The organism is Candidatus Paracaedibacter symbiosus (assembly GCF_000757605.1).
GTDB classification, from domain to species: domain Bacteria; phylum Pseudomonadota; class Alphaproteobacteria; order Paracaedibacterales; family Paracaedibacteraceae; genus Paracaedibacter_A; species Paracaedibacter_A symbiosus.
Map to the genome: position 1 here is coordinate 1 of NZ_JQAK01000002.1, position 18,363 is coordinate 18,363.

Sequence of the window (18,363 nt, forward strand, 5' to 3'; positions counted from 1 at the left end):
GTGGCCTCACACCATCATTATGCCAAATAAGAGAGGAGAAGGGATCCCTATTTTTTCCCTCCAAACAACTTGGCGACATTACCTAAACTATAGGAGGGGAAGAGGAAGATTTTTACTCGTTTATGTTGTTAAAGAACTCAGTTAACAATTCAACGTTAACATTTACTAAAATAATTAGGCTTTATTTACCATTTAGTTTGAATGAGGAAATGAGGTTCCCTGGTTTAGAATATCTAGATATTCTTTATAGACAAAAATCTTATGACGCTCTTTTCCAGTAATTTCTTTTATAATTCCCATTTTCTCTAAAGAAGTTAATGAACGCATAATAGTTGGTAAAGATAGGCTACATGCCTGCTTGATTTTGGTGGTGGTAGCAATAGGATGATGCTGTAAATAATTATATATATTCAATATTGCTGCGGTTGATTTATCCGAATTTTGGATAATACACATATCCTTATCAAAGAGCTTTATAATTTCTCGAGCTGTTTTAGTTGCCTGGCTTGCTGTATCTATAACTCCTATTAAAAAAATTTAATCCAGGCTTCCCAATCACCTGTTTCTCGTACAGATTGAAGATGATCATAATAGGCTTGCCTGTTAGATTTAAAATATAAGCTTAAATAGAGGAGGGGTTGTTTAAGTATGCCCTCATTACACAGGATAAAAGTAATTAACAAACGTCCTAGCCGTCCATTTCCATCCAAAAAAGGATGGATGGTTTCAAATTGGACATGAGCTAACGCTGCCTTAATAAGAATAGGTAATTTAACATTTTCATCATGAAGAAATTTTTCAAACGCCCCTAATGTCTCTATTAAATATTCTGGGGGCGTTGGCACTAATTGTGCATTGCCAGGACGAGACCCCCCAATCCAGTTTTGTGAGGATCTAAACTCTCCAGGAAGCTTAAGACTTCCTCGACCATTTGCCATTAACTTTTCATGGATCTCACGTAATAATCTTAAAGAAAGAGGAAGTTCTTTTAAACGCACCAAACCATAATTCATGGCAGCAACGTAACATGATACTTCTGTAACGTCATCAAGTGGTACACCCGGAGATTCTTGAGATTCAAATAAAAGTAAATCTGATAATGATGATTGAGTGCCCTCGATTTGAGATGATAAAACGGCTTCTTTGCGAATATACATATATAAAAAAAGAGATGTATCTGGCAAAACCATACTCATACCATCTAAACGTCCAAGAGCTATATTTGCTTGATCGAGCAAAGGATAAAGGTCACTCATTTCTAAATCTGGTTTGGGAGGAAGTCTTTGAGGTACATAAGCATTATAACTCTCTCCTCCAGCAGAGCATTTAATAAGTCGGCCAATACGATTTTTTTATCCAATAAGGTTTACGTTACTTAACATAAAATAACTAGCATTCATGAAACATACAAGAAAATAAGTAACATAAAGGTATAATTTCGTTATTTAATCCGCCTGCTTTATATTTATAAGAGCTCCTGTAAAAATCTCTCAAAACTATATGCTCACTATATAAAGTATACTCTAAATATTCATCTATATAACCTCCAAAAAGTGTCAGAATAGTGCAAATTTTGGCTTATTGTCTACATCTGTAACTCAAAGTCTAAGAGTTTAAATTGGCGATTAGTAATTAACAAAGTTGTACTCTAAAGAGAATTGTTAGATGTTTTTTAAGATATTTATAAAAACCTTCATGTGAGACAAGACCCAGCAAAGCGAAGGTAAATGTTTACTCTTGGAATGCATAATCAAATAGGGGCGCTATTGATTAACCTAAAAGCCATGTCACAGGGCTCCTAAATATCAGCCAGGAAATGGGCTTTCATTTCTAAGATAAACAAAACTACACTTTTATCTGCACGTGCCACACGCCTTTCTAAGTCTCTATCTCTATCACCAAATATTGAGGGCAAAAACGAAGAAGAAATACTATATTTAACAATAGCGTTATCTTCATTAGGGTAAGAACCACTCCCATCGCGATAAAGTTTTATTGCATACCTTGAGTTTGTCCTTGGTTCTTCTAAGTTATAATCAGTTATTTCCCGTCTAAACGCATTTCTTCCATCCATCACAGGACTGCCATGTGGACTATTCCATTCAAAATAGAAATCAGAGGTTGTCCCATAGCAACGATATCTCACCCATCCTGTCGCATCACCCAACACACCATGTGATTCACTCGCCCAAACTACCCAGCTTTGTGCAGGAATATCCTCGGGAGGTAACTTACTCCAACGCCCAGCTTCAAGAGCATAGTCAGTTCGATGAAGAGGATAGAGGGTTGGGTTTTCAAGATAGACCCGCACTCTGAGATGCACGTGCGACCATCTCTTCTAATGTTCTGTCATGCATATAATCTGAGGAAACTGCCAAGTTTGTCCCAAGAATTAATGAAAATAATACACAAAAAAATTTGCAAGCCATTTTCGCCTCCTGTGTATTCAGTAAATAGTATTTATAAAATTAAACTCATTTAATCCTTAAAAGATAAAGGTGAAAACTTCGCTCTTAGAACTTACATTTAAAATCGTAAGGGCAAGAAACAAGCATTTATCTAATCTTTATATTTAAGATTGAATTTTAGTAGTTATGCTGAGACTTTGCTTATATGGCCCTTATGGGAAAAATCTATTTTGGTTAATGCCATATCTCACATTGTACCTTAATGGATACGTTATTTAATTTACCCCACCACAAAAAAATTAAGTGGATAAAATTTCATAAATATTTCAATTAGGAATGTTTGTTATAAGAGACTTTAAATAAGTAACTTTTTTTATTATTTCAGTTCATTATGAGATTATTCTCAGAAACGATCTTTTTCAATAAGGGAGTCTGTTTCCATCCATGATGGCAGAAAATCCAAGTATCTGGGGTCTCAAAAACCTTTCTTGGAATATTTTTCTCATTTTATTAGTTTTCTATGAGTTTTGAGAATGAATGTCCCTAATTTATTAATAGAGAATTTGTCAAATTCAGAGGAAGAATTCACAGGTTTCAGAAGGGTAGTTCACACTCTATAATTTAACCAACTTACTAATTTTGACTGACCAAATTTTAAAGAAAGATTGAGTAAAAGACCAGTGCGTAAGCTACACTTATGGCCCTGACTTTAATGCTGATGCGGTAGAAGTCACCGAGGAAAACGTAGCAGATGTTAAGATGATGAACGATTTTATGCCACAAAATGTTAGACCTTTTCTTGATCAGCTCTTTGCTGATGGTGTTTAAGCTTAACAAAGAAACTGAAAAAAGATGGCGGCGGCTGGATGGCAAAAACCAGTTGCCAAATGTCATCTCTGGTGTCAAGTTTAATAACGGTTGTGAAGTCATCCCTAATGATACTAGACATGCTGCTTAAATACTCTCGTCACCAACTTTTGTGAATATCTTGAGCATATATTATACCGAACACGAATATTCTACATAGATAGCTTCCTTAAAAGAAAAAATTATAAAAAAGGAGAATGCTAAAGTGAGCAAAAATACAAGACTAAAATTTAGTGCTAAATTTTCTCTGTTCTCAGCTCTTATCATACATAACATTTCCTTAGCTTTAGCCATGGAAAAGGATGATAGCCCTCAAATACATATCGACCATTCGCAAGCTTTATCCCAAAGAAGCAATGAAAATGGCTTTCTCAAGAAATTAGAAGACCTTAAGGGATCTCGAAAGCGCGCTCATCAACACGCCTTTTCAACTTCAGGAGAAGAGGGGCATGTGGAGCATTTAAATAACCCACAGGATACTAGCGTCATAAACACTGAAGGAGAAGAAATATCAGAAGAGGTTAGCAGTATATCTACAATCAGTTGTGTACCCCCTTTTGAGGCTTACTCAGAATATGAGAGAAAAGTAAGTGAAGAAAAAGATGAATTAATAGGACAGAAGATAATTAGGCTAGGCGGCCATATTGGCAGAAAAAGAGAAATATGGGAAGAGGATAAGTCGATAAAAGATAAGGAAACTCCAGTAGGCCTTATGGTACATAATTTTAGCCAGATTCTTTATAGGGATGCTACCCAGGAAAGAAATATACCTTTAGAAAATGAAGATATTATTCTCTCTGATGTACTAGGTACCCTCCATACCCTTGCTGGTGAAATATTATCGCTTGGAATACCGCTTGAGAAAGAAGAATCTGAAGTTCTGTTTGGTAATATTCCTAATATCCTTGCTGCCCGCATTAGTTTTATTTTGAAAAGAGGGCGAGGGCAAGCACGTTATATTCCTGCAGGATATTTATGGCTTAGCGATGAAGATGAGCCTGAGCCTGGTAATTCTGTTACAGTTCTAACCTCTGGATCAAGGCAGAGAGTTTATCCTTTCCTTACTTTAGAAGGCCTTGAAGGATATTATCATCGATATAAGGATCACTACTCTCGTAACGAATTGCCAACTATTAGATTAGATGCCGCAGGTGACCATACAGAACAAGGTCTGATTAAAAGACTAATGGGTCTAAAGGAAAAAAGAGATGTTATACAAGAAAAGCTTAACAAGGCTATTGAGAATTACGCCAACCTTGAAGATATCTCTTCAGGAGAAAGCTGTTTCCCCTCGAAAAAACTAAAAGAGCCTACATCAGAAGAAGCATTAATTCTCTATCTAGTATCAGGGCGTGAAATTTGCTCTAACCAAAAAAAGGAATTGGAACCTACATATTTTCATAGTTGTTATTATGATCTTATTGAGAGACTAAGCCCTTATCTTGCTAAATATATTCCTAACGTTATTCTTTGTTTTTCTTATAATAATTCTCTTGGAGATAAATCTATAATATCAAGCTCAACAAAAAGAAACTATTATTTACATTCGATCACCAATTTAGAGAAATCAAGGCCTATTGTTTGCCGTCATGCTAAATGGGGGGTATCTCGTCTACGTAAAGACGTTACCATTCTTCCCCCGCAAGAAGGAGATAACACATCTTTTAAAAGATATCAGTTACTAATAAAATTAAAGAAAGGAGTGGAAGAATTTTCCTATCCTTGTCTTTCCTTAGAAGAATTGAGGATTATAAAAGATGATTTTAAAATGTATTCAAAGGATAGTTATTTAGATGACTTTTTAAAATACCATAAAAACTCTTCTTTTCTATCTTATCTCTCCAGCTTAGGGAATCAAGGAAACATTCATGCTCAATATTTGGCTGCAAAAGGCTATTTTGCTAGCGGTTCTCTTTCAGAAGCAAAAGAAAAATTTCGCTCAATTTATCGCCTCCATGATTGGGACCGACGTAATGAAGATGTAATGGAAAGGAATATCGTTTCTAAGCATGAGAATATAATAAAATGGAGCTTAGAGTGGTATGAATACCATGCGGGTAAATATTGGTTATCTTTAAGTTTTGTTGATAATAAAAAAGAACAGAAAGAATACAGAAATATAGTTATTGATTATTTGGAATTACGTTTAGGGAACAGCTATGAGTATGGATGGGGAACGCAAAAGAACTTACATAAGGCAGAGAAATGCTATAAGAGGGCTTGTGAGGAAGCTGACAATAAAGGCAGGAAAAAAAATCTGAGAGGGGGTTGGAGAGAATAAGAAAAAAGATGGCACTTATTTAATCTGCATTTCTTTTGTATATGTCTTTGTTTTTAAATATTTAGTCACCTTATTTAATCTTTATAGCAAGGTTTGCCTTGCTATAAAGAGCAAGGGTGCCTGTAAAGCTTTAAATTCTGGCCTCACTTGCTGATTGTTTGAGAAAATGTATTAGTTCTGCTAAGAAATTGTCTGGTAAAAAATTTTCTATATTGTCAAGGCGGTTTTTGTGTAAATTTAGATAGTTTATTTGACTACCCTCTTAAGAAAAAAGGCTAGGAGTCTAATTTTTTTAGAAAATAAGGTATATAGCTTCTTTTTTACGCAAAAAATAGGCTTTACTTTTTATATTTATTTTTCCCAGGCAAGTTCTAAAGGTAATTTATATCTTCTCTCCAATTTTGCAGCATCGCCAAGTTTAAGGTAACTTTTCTTACAACTCCTTGCTAGTGTGTGCCACGAGGCGCTTGTTGTTTGCTAGTGGCTGCAAGAGCCACCGTGAAAGTGTCGACCCAGCATATCACGTATCGAATCTTGGGTGTATGGAAGTAAGAGGCTGTCCAAAAAATATTCTTAGGCAAGTCGCCGAGTCATGATATTGATCATGGCCAATTTTATCCAAGCTTCGCTAGAAGTTGTCAAAGTCTCATAATCTTTGCTGAGCCTTCTATACTTATTTAACCAACCAAAGGTTCTTTCAACAATCCCCCGCCATTGAACAATTTTAAAGGTTTTTCTCGGCCTTTTAATAATTTCTAAGGTGCTCTTCAACGTTTCTATCACCCAATCCAATAAAATATATGAGGGTGCCGTCTATATGTGATGGTACCGACGTAATTATAAAACCTTTTCCAGTATTTTAATAAGATCAGGTTTTCTTTTGTCTAGAATTATTTTAATTAGAGGGTGCAACCATTTATCTTCGTCTAGAATAGCGTCTTCCTTTTCTCTATATAAATTCCAGAAAAGAACAAATTTATCACAAACATCCATTCTTTTTTCCACTGGAACTACAAGCAGGCAATCGAGGAGATCCTCCCAGATACTTCGGTCTTTTATAACTGTATCAAGCAAACACCCTATATAACTTGCAAATGTTTCAGGTTGAGAAGGATTTACTTTACCAAAAGCTTCTATAATCCTAGCCTTATACTTTTGTTCCATCTCAGGTGAGATCAAGCGTGCAATAACCTCTGCTAATTTCTTTGGCTCAGAAGGATTTAGATTACAAAAAGCTCTTACAATTATAGCATTATACTTAAAGTCCAACATAGAAGATGAGAGCAGAGGTACTATAATCTTTGCTAATTTCTTTGGCTTTGAAGGTTCCAAATTACAAAAAATATTTATAAACATACTTATATCGATTATATCTATCTTATCTGCTAGCAAAGGAAAAATGTCCTCTATAGTCATATGAAGTCGGGAAGGCTCTATTTCTTTACCGAAGAAAACTTTGCTATTAGTATTTATAAGATTCTCCAAGCTATATTTCTTCTTCTCAGGTGGTGACAAAGGATCGATATCTTTCTGAAGCCTATAAATTGGAGGAGATTTTGCTTCTTTTACAACAAAAAAAGATTTAATAATCTCGGCTTTCTTAATCTCATCCATTTCAGAGGTAAATTGAGATTTAATTAAGCTTATAGATTGAGAAAGTTGCGAAAGTTCTGCTCCACAAAAAGCTTCTATAAGTTTAGCGAATCCATATGCACTCATCTCAGAGGTAATCAAGGAACGAATGCTGTCTGCAAATCTTTGAGGTTCGAAAGGATTTACTCTGCAAAAAGCTTTGATAAAATTGGCCTTTCCATATCTACTATCTATCCCCTGCTTGAGTAAAAATTGAATGGCGTCTACAAAATCATAGAGTTGAGAAGGATTCACTTTACCTAAAGCTTCTATAACTTCACCCCATTCATAATCATCCTCTATCTTAGTTGTAAACAAGGGCAAAATGCTATTTACAAACTTTTTAGGGTCGCAAGGGTTTACCCTAAAAAAAGAAATAATAAGCTGATTTTTTCCACATTTATCCGTCGTCACTTGGTTGAGCAAGGATTGTATGGCGTCTATAAATTCAGAGAGTTGAGAAGGACCTATTTTACCCAAACCTTCTATAAGACTCTTCAATTCATATTCACTCCTCTCAAGTGTGAACAAGGGGCTAAGGGTTTCTACAAAATCAGAGAGTTTAAGAGAGTCTACTTTACAAAAAGCTTTTATAACATCACCCAGCTCACTTCCATCCATCTTAAGTGTAAACAAGGGCAGGATACTGTTTGCAAACCTTTTAGGCTCGGGAGGGTTTACCTCGCAAAAAGCTTCAATGATATCAACCCATTCATATTCACCTGTCTTGTGTGTGTACAAGAACATGATTGCTTCTGTAAAACTAGAGTATCTGGAAGAGTTTATTTTACAAAAAGCGCTTATGATTTTGGCTTTATCAAGCACACTCATTTCTTTTTCCGTTTTATGCATGAGCTGGTTAATATCTTTTAGAAGTTCAGGGAGCTTAGAGGGTTCTTCCAGCTTACCTAGGGCCTCAACCATCAGCCCGATTTCGTAATAAAGATCACGGTAAAGGTATTTATCTGTCCACAGAGCTTTAAAGCTATTTACAAACTCTACGTCCTTCCAGGAGTCAATTTTAGCGCATAGATGAATAATCTTATTAGTTTCTTTATTTGGTAAATCCAAGGAAAATATGAATGGCATAATTTTTTTTATTTTCTTGCATAGCTTTGGATTAAGGTTAATCTCTCTTGATTGTAGCTCATCATCAATTATGTTTCCTGTCCGGAGTATTTTTTGCGGCTGGTCAGCTTCCTTCCAAGCTAATCTCTCAAGAATCTTGCTTCTTAAGGATCCTAAAGGATCACTTAAAAGCATTTGAAGAGTATATAATCCAACCCGCAAATTGAGCCTTTGTTTTGCATTCAATTTCTCATTTTTAAAAAGGCGTTGGATATGTGTATCAATTATTTCTAAATTGGAATGAAGAGATGAACCTTCTTTATACCATTTATCAAATTCTTCAAATTTTAACTCTTTAATCCTATCTTCATTAAAAGACATTCTATACATATCAAAAAAACTTGATAGCATTCTACTGAAGAGATTAACAAGTTTCTCTAAATTCTCTTCTTTTTCCTGTTCTGTTCTTAAGACCAGTTGCACGAGACGATGGATAGAAAAAGAGGACCCATTATTTTTAATAAGAGAAAAAATAGTGAGGTCTTCAAAAACAGTATCTAACTCATCTTTATCTGTCACTAAGGATAAAAATGAAGCCTTTAAAAGAGAATCTGGGTCAAGATAGGCAAAATAGGTTAATAATTGATTTGCAGTATCACTAATTAGATTTTCAGCCATCTTGAGAGTTGTCAAAATGAGGTACTCATGGTTAATTGGCTTTTTACTCTTAGAATAACGAAAGTTTGGTTGCAGGAGAGCTATTAACTTTTGTCTAAATTCATCATAATAATCATTAAAGTTGTATTGTGTCTCGCCACTTCGCTTACGAATGATGTAGGCTGCAGCATGGGAGAGGGCCAGCGGCAAATTACCAAGTTCTGTGGCAACTTGTGATGCTTTTTCTTCATTGTCTGGGTTTCTCTCTATTTTATTTTGGCTTGCCATATTAATAGCTTTAAATAAGTAATCAATTGAATCTTGCGGTTGGAACACATCCAGTCGCAGAGTAGAGTGATCCCATCCTTCCTGAATTCGAGAAGTAATTAAAATATGGCCATTGGATTGAGGTATTTTCTCCTCTAAAAAATCGATTCTAGGAACATTGTCGTAAATAAGCAGATAGTCTCCTACTCTTGCCAAGCTTTTTTTAATATGGCCTATAATCTTATCATCCGAATCCTCTGCTTTGAAGGAAGTTTTAAGTTCTCCTTCTTCGCAAATAGTTTTATAACCCTTAATCAGGCTCTGCTCAGTTTCGCTTAGGATCCAATAAATATACTTATAGGCTTTATTGTCTAGCGCATCATAAGCATATTTTAAAGCCAGATAGGTCTTACCCACTCCTCCCATTCCGGAGACAGAAGCAGAAATAATTGTTGTCTGTGACTCTTCATGGAGCTGCTCCCATAAGAGTGTTAGATAGCTTTTTTCTGATCCTTCAGGAAAACTTTCTTGGAAATTCTTAGGACGATCAGGCAAATTATTTGAAGGAACGGTTTCTATGACTGGTTTCCATGGACGAGGATTAGGCTTTTCTAGGGGTAGAAGATTAGGAATTGGCATACCCAAAGTTTGGGCTTGTTTGCGATACTGTTCTGCTTTCTTTAGGTCTTGGGTTTTACCCGGGTCAGAATAAAAAAGATAAAGCTCCTTAACCGCCTCTTTATCCTTTTGTTTTGCTGCCTTTGTGAGAAAGTATAATCCAGAAGTAATACTTTTAGGAACTCCCAATCCATCAAGGTAACATTTTCCTATCAGAAATAAGGACTTGGGAGATTTACGGGGATTTTCCGTTTGCATATGAAGATTAAAGGCTTCCAGATAATTTTGGGGAGTGCCTTTTCCTTGACTATAGCAATCTGCTAAGCTTAATAACATATGATCGGGTACTGTGTCACTAGCAGTGATCACAGCATTATAAAAGCAGGTAAACGCCGCTTCATATTTGTCTTGTTGAAAAAAGGTGTTCCCATGGTTCCACCACTCATCTGCTGTAGCCATTCCCCCCACCTTAGTGAGTGGCAGCAATGTTGGTGGCGGTATCCCATAATCAATAGCTTGCCTTAAATGATAAGTCTTTATCCAATTGATAATTCCCTCAAACTTCTCTTTTGTAAGGCGAACCCCCTTATTCTTACCACCGGCGCCTCCCTCTGTATGAATACCAATGGTAAAAATGTTAGTTTGGTCTGGATTGGTTGGACTGGGCCATTGACGCCAAATGGCGCCGCCGCTTTGCCCAAAAGAGGTCGTAATGCTATAGGTAATAGTTTCAGAAGTAAATACCGTCTCTTGAGTTTCATCTTTCCCTTCCCACATTTCGGTTGAATAGTAATCTTTACTCCCTTTTTCGCCAGGATAACCTGTTGCAGTAATTTCCCACTGATCAAAGTAGGTATCGGGCGCGTAAAGTAATCCTGACCACCCGGCTTCATTCCCGACCGCTCGATCTAGGATAACCATTCCCAAATCATAATCATCCTTTTTGCGTGACTTAGGGTCCAGCCATTGTTGATGACAAAGCAGCATACATCCTTTGCTATACCCAAACGGAAAGTAATTTCCTTTTCTACCTGGGGTAAACCAAATCTCCTTGGCCCATTGCCCTTTATAATAAAGATTATGGCCTGCGGTTAAGACATGGTTAGGCCCTACCAAAATACCAGAGCCAACAGTTATCTCTTCTTTTTCAAATCGCATCATGAGATGACCGTGAACACGGTGGGGCCACTGGGAGGGGTATAGGACTTGACCCCAATTGTCTGAAGAAGAGGAACCACTTTGTTTTCTTGATTCTGGTTCTTCCGTTGTGACTTTGGCTACTAATCCGTCTTGAATGACGTAAGGAATAGTGGGCAGTTCCCCTTGGTGAGAATTATCTTTCTGCAAAGAAGCTTGTTGGGGTTGGTAACAAAACGTATATTTGAGTTTTGAGGTGCCTTTTACAAAAGGGTCTAGTTTCTCAACATACTCAGGACCTTTTCCTTGTCGAAGGTCATGCCTTTCGTCCATGGCCTCAGCAAATGGGCAACAACATAAGGCCGTAAAAGAAATAAGAATACGGCATAATATATAATTAAGGATATGAGTCAGTTGGTGATGTAAGAACATGCGTCACCTCCTATTTCTTTCCTTATCGCATAGGAGAAAATAATTTGATTGTTTAAAAACAATCAATTATTAATCTTGGAGGAAATTATCCCGGTTTCATTGTATGAGGAAGGAACTTTAAAAGACCTGTAAAAAAATGTTACCGGGGGTACCAATCCCACCTTATCGGTGGATCTTGATGCAACCCCGTGCGACACGAAGTCGCCAATAAGAGCTGTGGTGCTCTTAATAATAAGAAAACACCACCATCTATGCTGCTGGATGAACCTACGATCCTGAATAAAGTCGCACACAATCTCCTGGCGGATCTTGTTTTATATGTAAGAAACAGAATCAGCCCTGCTATTGTGTGGATGTCGGAGCTACTTTGAGAGTTATGACCGTCCGCTCAATGGCGTCTTGTACCCGTAATAAAGTCTGGTCTTGGGGCTTGTGGTTTTTATATTGATGGATCGTAAGATACCTCGTTTAGGAGATTATACATTTCAAACCACCCCAACTATAGCAGCTCCGGCAATGGCCTAAGCCCCATATAACCGGAGGTTTTACAATGAGCAAGAAAAAAAGCGCTAGTGCAAAAGGGTTGGAAATGATTAATCTTGATGCGGCAGGTATAGATATTGGCTCAAAAATACATTACGTTTGCGTCCCAGAAGATAGAGATAGTGTACGCATAAGATCATTTGGCAGCTTTACTGAAGACATAAATATGATGGCAACATGGTTAAAGAAATGTGGAATTAAATCTGTAGCTATGGAATCTACAGGTGTTTACTGGATTCCAGTATACCAAATACTTGAACGCGCAGGATTTGAAGTTAATCTTATTAATGCTCAACATGTAAAAGGTGCACCTGGACGCAAAAAAACTGATGTCGAAGATTGTGGTTGGTTGCAAAAATTACATAGTTATGGATTGTTGAGAGCTTCATTTCGGCCTGATGATCAGATTTGTGTTCTTCGTAGCTATATACGTCATCGAGCACGTTTAATTGAAAGCGCGTCAAGCCATGTTTTGCGTATGCAAAAAGCTTTAACGGAGATGAACATACAGCTCCATAACGTAATCAGCAATATTACTGGCGCTACTGGTACAGCTATTATTAATGCGATTCTTACAGGTGAACGTGACCCGATTAAATTAGCCAAATTACGAAATAATGGGATCAAAAGCAGCGAAGACGTTATTGCCAAATCATTGAATGGTGATTATCGGCAAGAGCATCTCTTTGTATTGAAGCAAGAGTTTGAATCATACAATTTTTATCAAAAACAGATAGAAGACCTTGATAAAGTAATTGAGGTTTATTATCAGGAACTTGACAAAAAAGAAAATAAAGAACCATTAAAAAAGAAGAAGCGTAGGTTATCATCTTCAAATATTCCTAAATTTAATCTTAGGGAAAGCTTATATGCGCTTATAGGTGTAGATTTTACGGCTATTCCTGGTCTGAACGAGCTTACAGTGCAAGCTATTACAGCAGAAATTGGCACAAACATGAGCAAATGGCCCACAGAAAAGCATTTCACGTCATGGTTGGGTTTAAGTCCTGCAAATAAAATTAGCGGTGCAAAAATATTGGGGAGTAAAACCAGAAAGGTAAAAAATAGTGCATCTAAGGCATTTAGATTGGCAGCCTGCTCTGCAGGGAAAACTCAAACGGCAATTGGGGCATTCATGAGGCGAGTAAAAAGCAAAGCAGGAGCACCGAAGGCAATTACGGCAACTGCCAGAAAAATAGCATGTTTATTTTATAGATTGCTTAAATACGGCCAAGATTATGTTGAGCAGGGTATAGAATGCTACGAAAAGAAATATAAAGCAAATTTAGTGGGGAAATTGGAAAAACTGGCAAAACACCTCGGATATGATTTGATAGAAAAGATAGAAAAACAAGGATTTAATATAGGTGTTTCTTAGGAGGAGAGCGGATCGAACAACGCAGCGAAGCACGATGTGCGGGATTTGAGGCGTGAGTCAAGAATCCTCCTGATAGCCGAAATCAGGTAAGCGCTAGTTAGCTGATATGCCGAAGACATCTGAACCTGCGTCAAAAGACCGAAATAGCCGATAGAGGTAACGGCTAACACCCCTTATGGAAGCAGGTAAGTGAGAGGGGGTGACTCTCTTCGCAGCCATCAATGTTTCCCGGTCGCTAGCAGGCGGCTAAGTCAGCGTGCTCTTATGGCGGAACGCGGTAAGCCGGTAGAACTCCTCTTAAAGGGACAGTCAATCGTAAGAAAGACCTATGGTTCTGCCGGTAAATGATGCTCGAGAAAGCAAAAGCTTCTTTGTAATGAAGAGGATACGGGTTTAAACGTTACCCGGCACGAAAGTGATCCCACTTCGAGCAGGTCTTCAATGGTGAGAGAACTTGGAGAATCGATTTTATGAAAGAACGCAAAAACAGTGGCTTTGTTGAAGGACTCAATAATAAAATCAAAGTAGCTAAAAGAAGATGCTATAGACTCTTCAAAGCAAGTTCTCTCTTTCAACGACTACATTTGGACTTAATGGGGTTTAAGAAATTTGCGTAAAATTTTATCTTCACTAGAAACGCAGAAGAGCCAGAATTATCCAGGTTCCTTTATTGTTATCTCCCATGATGAGGATTTTTTGTCCTTAATACAGATCACACACACAATCTCTGTTAACCAGTTTTTAGCGAGGAAATGATGAGCAAACTTATTAAAAATATTAAAGTTATGCCTTATAATCCAGAATGGCCACAGCAGTTTGAGGAAGAAGCATGCCTCATTAAAGAGGCACTGGGAGATAATTGCTTGGCCATTCATCATGTCGGCTCTACTTCTGTTCCTGGACTTGCGGCAAAGCCTAAAATCGACATTATTGCCATTATTCAGGATCCTGATAAGACGATAGAATTTTTAGAGCAAGCAGGTTTTGCTTATAAAGGCGAATGGAATATTCCTTTTAAATATGGATTTACCAAGCGGGGCGAAGTTTTTATCAATCTGCATGTATACGAAAAAGATCATCCAGAGATCGAATTAAATCTTTTATTTCGTGACTATTTACGCACCCATCCATCGGCTCGGGACGAATATGCAGAGCTCAAGTTCACTCTGTTAAAAGATCAGGCCTCTTTCAAAAAGAAAGATTCCTTATTTTCTGGATATAATTTAGGCAAAAATGAATTCATTCGAAAAACCCTCAATCAGGCAGGGTTTAACCGTTTAAGATTTATGAAGTGTACGCATTATGCCGAATGGGATGCGGCAAAACAGTTTCGCCAATATTATTTCTTTGATAAAGTTCCCGTGGCTGATCCTTATACATGGACTTTTAATCATCCTGATCATGCTCATTTCGTGCTCTACCACGGGATCGAGATTATTGGTTATGCTCATCTTCAACTGTGGCCTGAAAGACGATCAGCTCTACGCATTATCGTTATTGACGAAGAAAAACGCCATCAAGGATATGGTAGTCAGTTTTTAATGATGATTGAGAAATGGTTGAAAGCTCAAGGGTATCAAAGACTTCATGCAGAATCCTCACCAGCGGCTTATGCATTTTATCAAAAGTATAGCTATAGCGAAATGTCCTTTGATGATCCAGATAATCACCCAAGTTACCCCCAAGATATCCCCATGGGAAAAATATTATGAAAGAGAAGCATTCACTTACCCCTTGTGCTGATATCAATGTTTTTCTTGAGAGTTTTTGTGAGGAGATACAATCTCTTTTGAGGGATAATCTGGTTGGAATATACTTGTTTGGTTCGTTAGTTTCTGGGGGTTTTCACGAAAAAAGCAGCGACATTGATCTCTTTGTTGCTGTCCATTCTCTCCTTCAGTCAACCGAATTAGATGCTCTTAAGCACTGTCATCAAAAAATAGAGGGTAAAAATCAGAAATGGGGAAAGCGATTGGAGTGTTCTTATCTTCCCGTTATTATGCTTACCTCATTATTATCATCCAAAGATCCTCGTCCTTATGTCAATGAAGGTATTTTTTATGAACAAGCCCATTATGGCAATGAATGGATTATTAATAATTACCTGCTGATACATAAAAGCATACCTCTTATAGGCCCTAATTTTAAAACCTTAATGCCACCGATTCCTATCGCAGAAGTGCAAAAAGCCTGTATCAGGGACTTGCTTCAAGAATGGTACCCAAAAATAAATAAGTCAAATTGGTTGGATAATAGTTATTATCAAGCCTATCTGGTTTTAAATCTCTGTCACATTTTGTATACAGTTTGTTTCGGAAAAATAGGAACTAAGAATGAATCAGCTGCGTGGGTCAAACGCACCCATGGCGAACCTTGGAACCCTCTTATTGAAAGTGCTCAGCAATGGCAATTGGGTAAAGAGATGCCTTACAAAAAAGAAGCTATTCAGTTTACTCAATTTGTGATGCGAGAGGTTAAAAAGGTCCCTCTCTTTAAGGAATTTTAAATAATATCAATCTGATGTCAGTTAAACTTGTTACCAATACTCTGGCAGATGAATATGGCAAGTAATTCAGAACAGACTTTTGCTTATGGTGAAGAAAGGTTAACGCTCATGAAAAATACCTTATTGACGTTTGTGATTTTGCTGACATTTTGGGTAAAGAGTTCGACGTTTGCTGCAGAACTCGTCCTTCTCAAACCAACAGAACCGGATTATTTTGCTTTTAACTGATCGATGTCGCTCTCTAAGCTCAATATCGATGTATATTTATCAGTGATGGCTCCTGACCCGTACCCGGCATCATCCCGGACGTGCTCACGCGGTCTACGTTTTACATCGTCTGAGATGCCGGTATGCCTTAGCCAATGAACTGTAGCTTCCGTTAAAGATTCTGCTTCTTCTGTGAGGCCCATCTTTATTAAGGTTATTAACAGCTCGATCAAAGCATGACTGAACTATTTTACGGATGTAAGTGGTAGAGCCAATACCTCCTTGCCCTTTTGCTTTTGGCAATATAGGAGGCAGATCAGCAGGTGAGGGAAGGGCGGATAACCCTAAGTATTTTCGCCATCTCTTCAACGCTTCTAACATGGAGTCACTAACAGCAATTTGCCTCTGCTTGTTACACTTGCCAACAGTCGTAAACCACCAATTTTCCTCACTATCTCTATAGAAGTGGTTCATTGTTGGGCTCCATTGTTTGTTTGCAGAGAGTTCAGAAATTCGCAGATACAAAGAGTACAGAGCTGACATAATCAAAGAGCGTGCATTACCGATGACATGACCTACTCACCCAATCTTGGGAGGTCTACTTGAGTGTGCCGCAGAAAGAAATAAGAAGGAAATATAAATGAATTAGTATTTCTAACAAGCTTTACAAATGATGAAGGTAGGCCCTTCGGAATCGGCTTTCAGGAGCAGGTTTCAAACCACCTCAAGCGGCAATTATTAAGAGTAATGGTCGTGAGCGTTGAGGAAAAGTCGGAAGGATCCGATAGGTAACAGTTAAAGAGACGAATGAAAATGAACCACTGATGATGCGTCGTTACGTCCAATGATATCAAAACGAAGGGCATCGAGTAACCTTCGGACAAGCTTATCAGAAACCTGATTACGGGATAAGCGGTATCCGGCGTAGAGGTGGCATGAAGTTAACTGAGGCTTTTGTAAGGAACTGCGGGAACTAGTCGCCATGGTGTTAAGGAAGAAATCCAAGTGGCAAAATCCACGAGGGTGAGAGTACCAATACTTGGCACTAGGACGGAGCAGCTTGTAGTAGTGATGAAGTGGTTGTAATGGTCATGGAGCGAAGGAGCTGCGTTAGGCTGTTGAATCAATTTACAACTCGAAAGAGGGGGATACTTTGAGTAAGACAAACCCCTATATCATCTCCAAGGACTTGGTGATAGAAGCCTATCAATTGGTCAAAGCAAATGCGGGATCTGCTGGTGTAGATCAGCAATTCCTGTCTGATTTTGATCAGAACTTGAAGGATAATCTTTATAAGATCTGGAATCGGATGTCATCTGGAACCTACTTTCCGCCGCCCGTAAAAGCGGTTCCGATACCGAAAAAGGCAGGAGGAGAGAGAATTTTGGGGGTACCAACGGTATCCGACAGAATTGCCCAAACTGTAGTTAAATTAACGTTTGAACCACGGGTTGAGCCTTACTTTTTACCAGATTCCTATAGTTATCGGCTGAACAAATCGGCTCTTGATGCCGTGGGAGTACGCGTCAAAGATGTTGGCGTTATGACTGGGTAGTAGAGTATGACATCTGTAGTTTATTCGATAACTTATCCTGGGACTTCCTGATGAAAGCGGTTAGGAAACACACTGACAACCCATGGGTGGTTCTTTACATAGAACGCTGGCTAAAAGCCCCTATGCAAATGCCTGACGGAACGCTCATTGAGCGCAACAAAGGCACGCCGCAGGGAGGTATAGTTAGCCCCGTTTTAAGTAATCTGTTTCTTCATTATGTGTTCGATGTGTGGATGGGAAAATATCACCCTGGTAACCCATGGTGTCGATATGCCGATGACGTGTGCCACGAGCACAAAGAAGGATTGTATGAAGCCAGAAGTATGATTTGAATTTGTGTGCAACTGTATGAGAGATGGAGGTAGGCCCTCCGAAGCCGCTTTGCAGGAAGAGGCTTCAAACCACTCTAAGCTGCGCTGGTCAAAAGCCAGGGTGGTGAGCGTTAGAGAAAAGGTATCTTGCAAGATATCAGGTAAGAATCAAGGAGATGAAGCGATTAAACCACTGCTGAAGTGTCGAAAGCGTATCGATGAGATCAAAACCGAGGGGGAGTCGTTAACTCGGGATAAGCTTAGCGGAAACCTGTTTACTGGCTAAGTGGTCTCCGGCATAGAGGTGGCATGAACTTGACTCAGGCTCTTATATGGAACGTGGGAACTTGTGCTCTGATGCAAAGGGAGACATCCAAGTGGAAGCCCCACAAGGATTAGAGTACCAAAGCAGAGCACAGGGGCGGATTGACTCGTATTAGTGAGGAAGTTAGTGAAAGCTAATGGAGCGAAGGGGTCGAGTTATCTGGTTTTACTA

Annotated in this window: 10 protein-coding genes and 4 pseudogenes; 9 read left to right on the plus strand and 5 right to left on the minus strand. The window is 38.3% G+C overall.

Going from position 1 to position 18,363, the window contains the following annotated elements; all coding sequences use genetic code 11:
* Window positions 1-192 precede the first annotated feature (192 nt).
* Window positions 193-1,343, minus strand: a pseudogene (locus IG80_RS16820) (Fic family protein).
* A 455-nt stretch (window positions 1,344-1,798) separates the two neighbouring features.
* Complete coding sequence (locus IG80_RS0107665; RefSeq protein ID WP_032113513.1) at window positions 1,799-2,323, minus strand: hypothetical protein; 525 nt, start codon at window positions 2,321-2,323, stop codon at window positions 1,799-1,801.
* Window positions 2,324-3,213: 890 nt separating this feature from the next.
* On the opposite strand from IG80_RS0107665, the pseudogene IG80_RS16225 reads away from it, so the two are divergent.
* Window positions 3,214-3,366: pseudogene (locus tag IG80_RS16225) on the plus strand (IS256 family transposase); the annotation flags it as partial.
* 201 nt (window positions 3,367-3,567) lie between these two features.
* Window positions 3,568-5,556, plus strand: a complete 1,989-nt coding sequence (locus tag IG80_RS0107670; protein ID WP_156962117.1) for an SEL1-like repeat protein — start codon at window positions 3,568-3,570, stop codon at window positions 5,554-5,556.
* Window positions 5,557-6,129: 573 nt separating this feature from the next.
* On the opposite strand, the gene IG80_RS0107675 is transcribed toward IG80_RS0107670, so the two are convergent.
* Together IG80_RS0107675 and IG80_RS0107680 are read right to left on the minus strand one after the other, a co-directional pair.
* The gene (locus tag IG80_RS0107675) at window positions 6,130-6,327 is read right to left on the minus strand and encodes a transposase (protein ID WP_052046247.1); all 198 of its coding nucleotides are present in this window, start codon (window positions 6,325-6,327) and stop codon (window positions 6,130-6,132) included.
* Window positions 6,328-6,393: 66 nt separating this feature from the next.
* Complete coding sequence (locus tag IG80_RS0107680; RefSeq protein WP_032113515.1) at window positions 6,394-11,367, minus strand: NB-ARC domain-containing protein; 4,974 nt, start codon at window positions 11,365-11,367, stop codon at window positions 6,394-6,396.
* Window positions 11,368-11,917: 550 nt separating this feature from the next.
* On the opposite strand from IG80_RS0107680, the gene IG80_RS0107685 reads away from it, so the two are divergent.
* From IG80_RS0107685 to IG80_RS15730, 5 genes are all read left to right on the plus strand, one after another.
* Entirely contained in the window at window positions 11,918-13,288 is a 1,371-nt protein-coding gene (locus IG80_RS0107685; protein WP_032112572.1) for an IS110 family RNA-guided transposase, read from the plus strand.
* A 470-nt stretch (window positions 13,289-13,758) separates the two neighbouring features.
* Entirely contained in the window at window positions 13,759-13,905 is a 147-nt protein-coding gene (locus IG80_RS15090) for a transposase (protein ID WP_156962118.1), read from the plus strand.
* Between the two features lie 135 nt (window positions 13,906-14,040).
* Complete coding sequence (locus IG80_RS0107695; RefSeq protein WP_052046248.1) at window positions 14,041-15,000, plus strand: bifunctional GrpB family protein/GNAT family N-acetyltransferase; 960 nt, start codon at window positions 14,041-14,043, stop codon at window positions 14,998-15,000.
* Window positions 14,997-15,794 carry an aminoglycoside adenylyltransferase domain-containing protein gene (locus IG80_RS0107700; RefSeq protein WP_032113517.1) on the plus strand — a complete coding sequence of 266 codons (798 nt, stop codon included), beginning with the start codon at window positions 14,997-14,999 and terminating at the stop codon, window positions 15,792-15,794. Before IG80_RS0107695 ends, IG80_RS0107700 begins: the two co-directional genes overlap by 4 nt.
* Window positions 15,795-15,821: 27 nt before the next feature.
* On the plus strand, window positions 15,822-16,022 hold the full coding sequence (locus tag IG80_RS15730) for a hypothetical protein (RefSeq protein ID WP_232224368.1): 201 nt from the start codon (window positions 15,822-15,824) through the stop codon (window positions 16,020-16,022).
* On the opposite strand, the pseudogene IG80_RS12520 reads toward IG80_RS15730, so the two are convergent.
* Window positions 16,002-16,547: pseudogene (locus IG80_RS12520) on the minus strand (site-specific integrase); the annotation flags it as partial. The gene IG80_RS15730 and the pseudogene IG80_RS12520 overlap by 21 nt on opposite strands.
* Window positions 16,548-17,154: 607 nt before the next feature.
* Between IG80_RS12520 and IG80_RS16825 the strand changes: the two are divergent.
* Together IG80_RS16825 and IG80_RS0107715 are read left to right on the plus strand one after the other, a co-directional pair.
* A pseudogene (locus IG80_RS16825) lies at window positions 17,155-17,837 on the plus strand (reverse transcriptase domain-containing protein); the annotation flags it as partial.
* A gap of 67 nt (window positions 17,838-17,904) precedes the next feature.
* The gene (locus IG80_RS0107715; RefSeq protein WP_032113179.1) at window positions 17,905-18,153 is read left to right on the plus strand and encodes a hypothetical protein; all 249 of its coding nucleotides are present in this window, start codon (window positions 17,905-17,907) and stop codon (window positions 18,151-18,153) included.
* Window positions 18,154-18,363: the final 210 nt, after the last annotated feature.

Bases quoted from the DNA above. Each gene is read 5' to 3' on its own strand.
- IG80_RS0107670 (WP_156962117.1), top strand. From the start codon at position 3,568: ATGGAAAAGGATGATAGCCCTCAAATACATATCGACCATTCGCAAGCT.
- IG80_RS0107680 (WP_032113515.1), bottom strand. From the start codon at position 11,367: ATGTTCTTACATCACCAACTGACTCATATCCTTAATTATATATTATGC.
- IG80_RS0107685 (WP_032112572.1), top strand. From the start codon at position 11,918: ATGAGCAAGAAAAAAAGCGCTAGTGCAAAAGGGTTGGAAATGATTAAT.
- IG80_RS15090 (WP_156962118.1), top strand. From the start codon at position 13,759: ATGAAAGAACGCAAAAACAGTGGCTTTGTTGAAGGACTCAATAATAAA.
- IG80_RS0107695 (WP_052046248.1), top strand. From the start codon at position 14,041: ATGATGAGCAAACTTATTAAAAATATTAAAGTTATGCCTTATAATCCA.
- IG80_RS0107700 (WP_032113517.1), top strand. From the start codon at position 14,997: ATGAAAGAGAAGCATTCACTTACCCCTTGTGCTGATATCAATGTTTTT.
- IG80_RS0107715 (WP_032113179.1), top strand. From the start codon at position 17,905: ATGAGAGATGGAGGTAGGCCCTCCGAAGCCGCTTTGCAGGAAGAGGCT.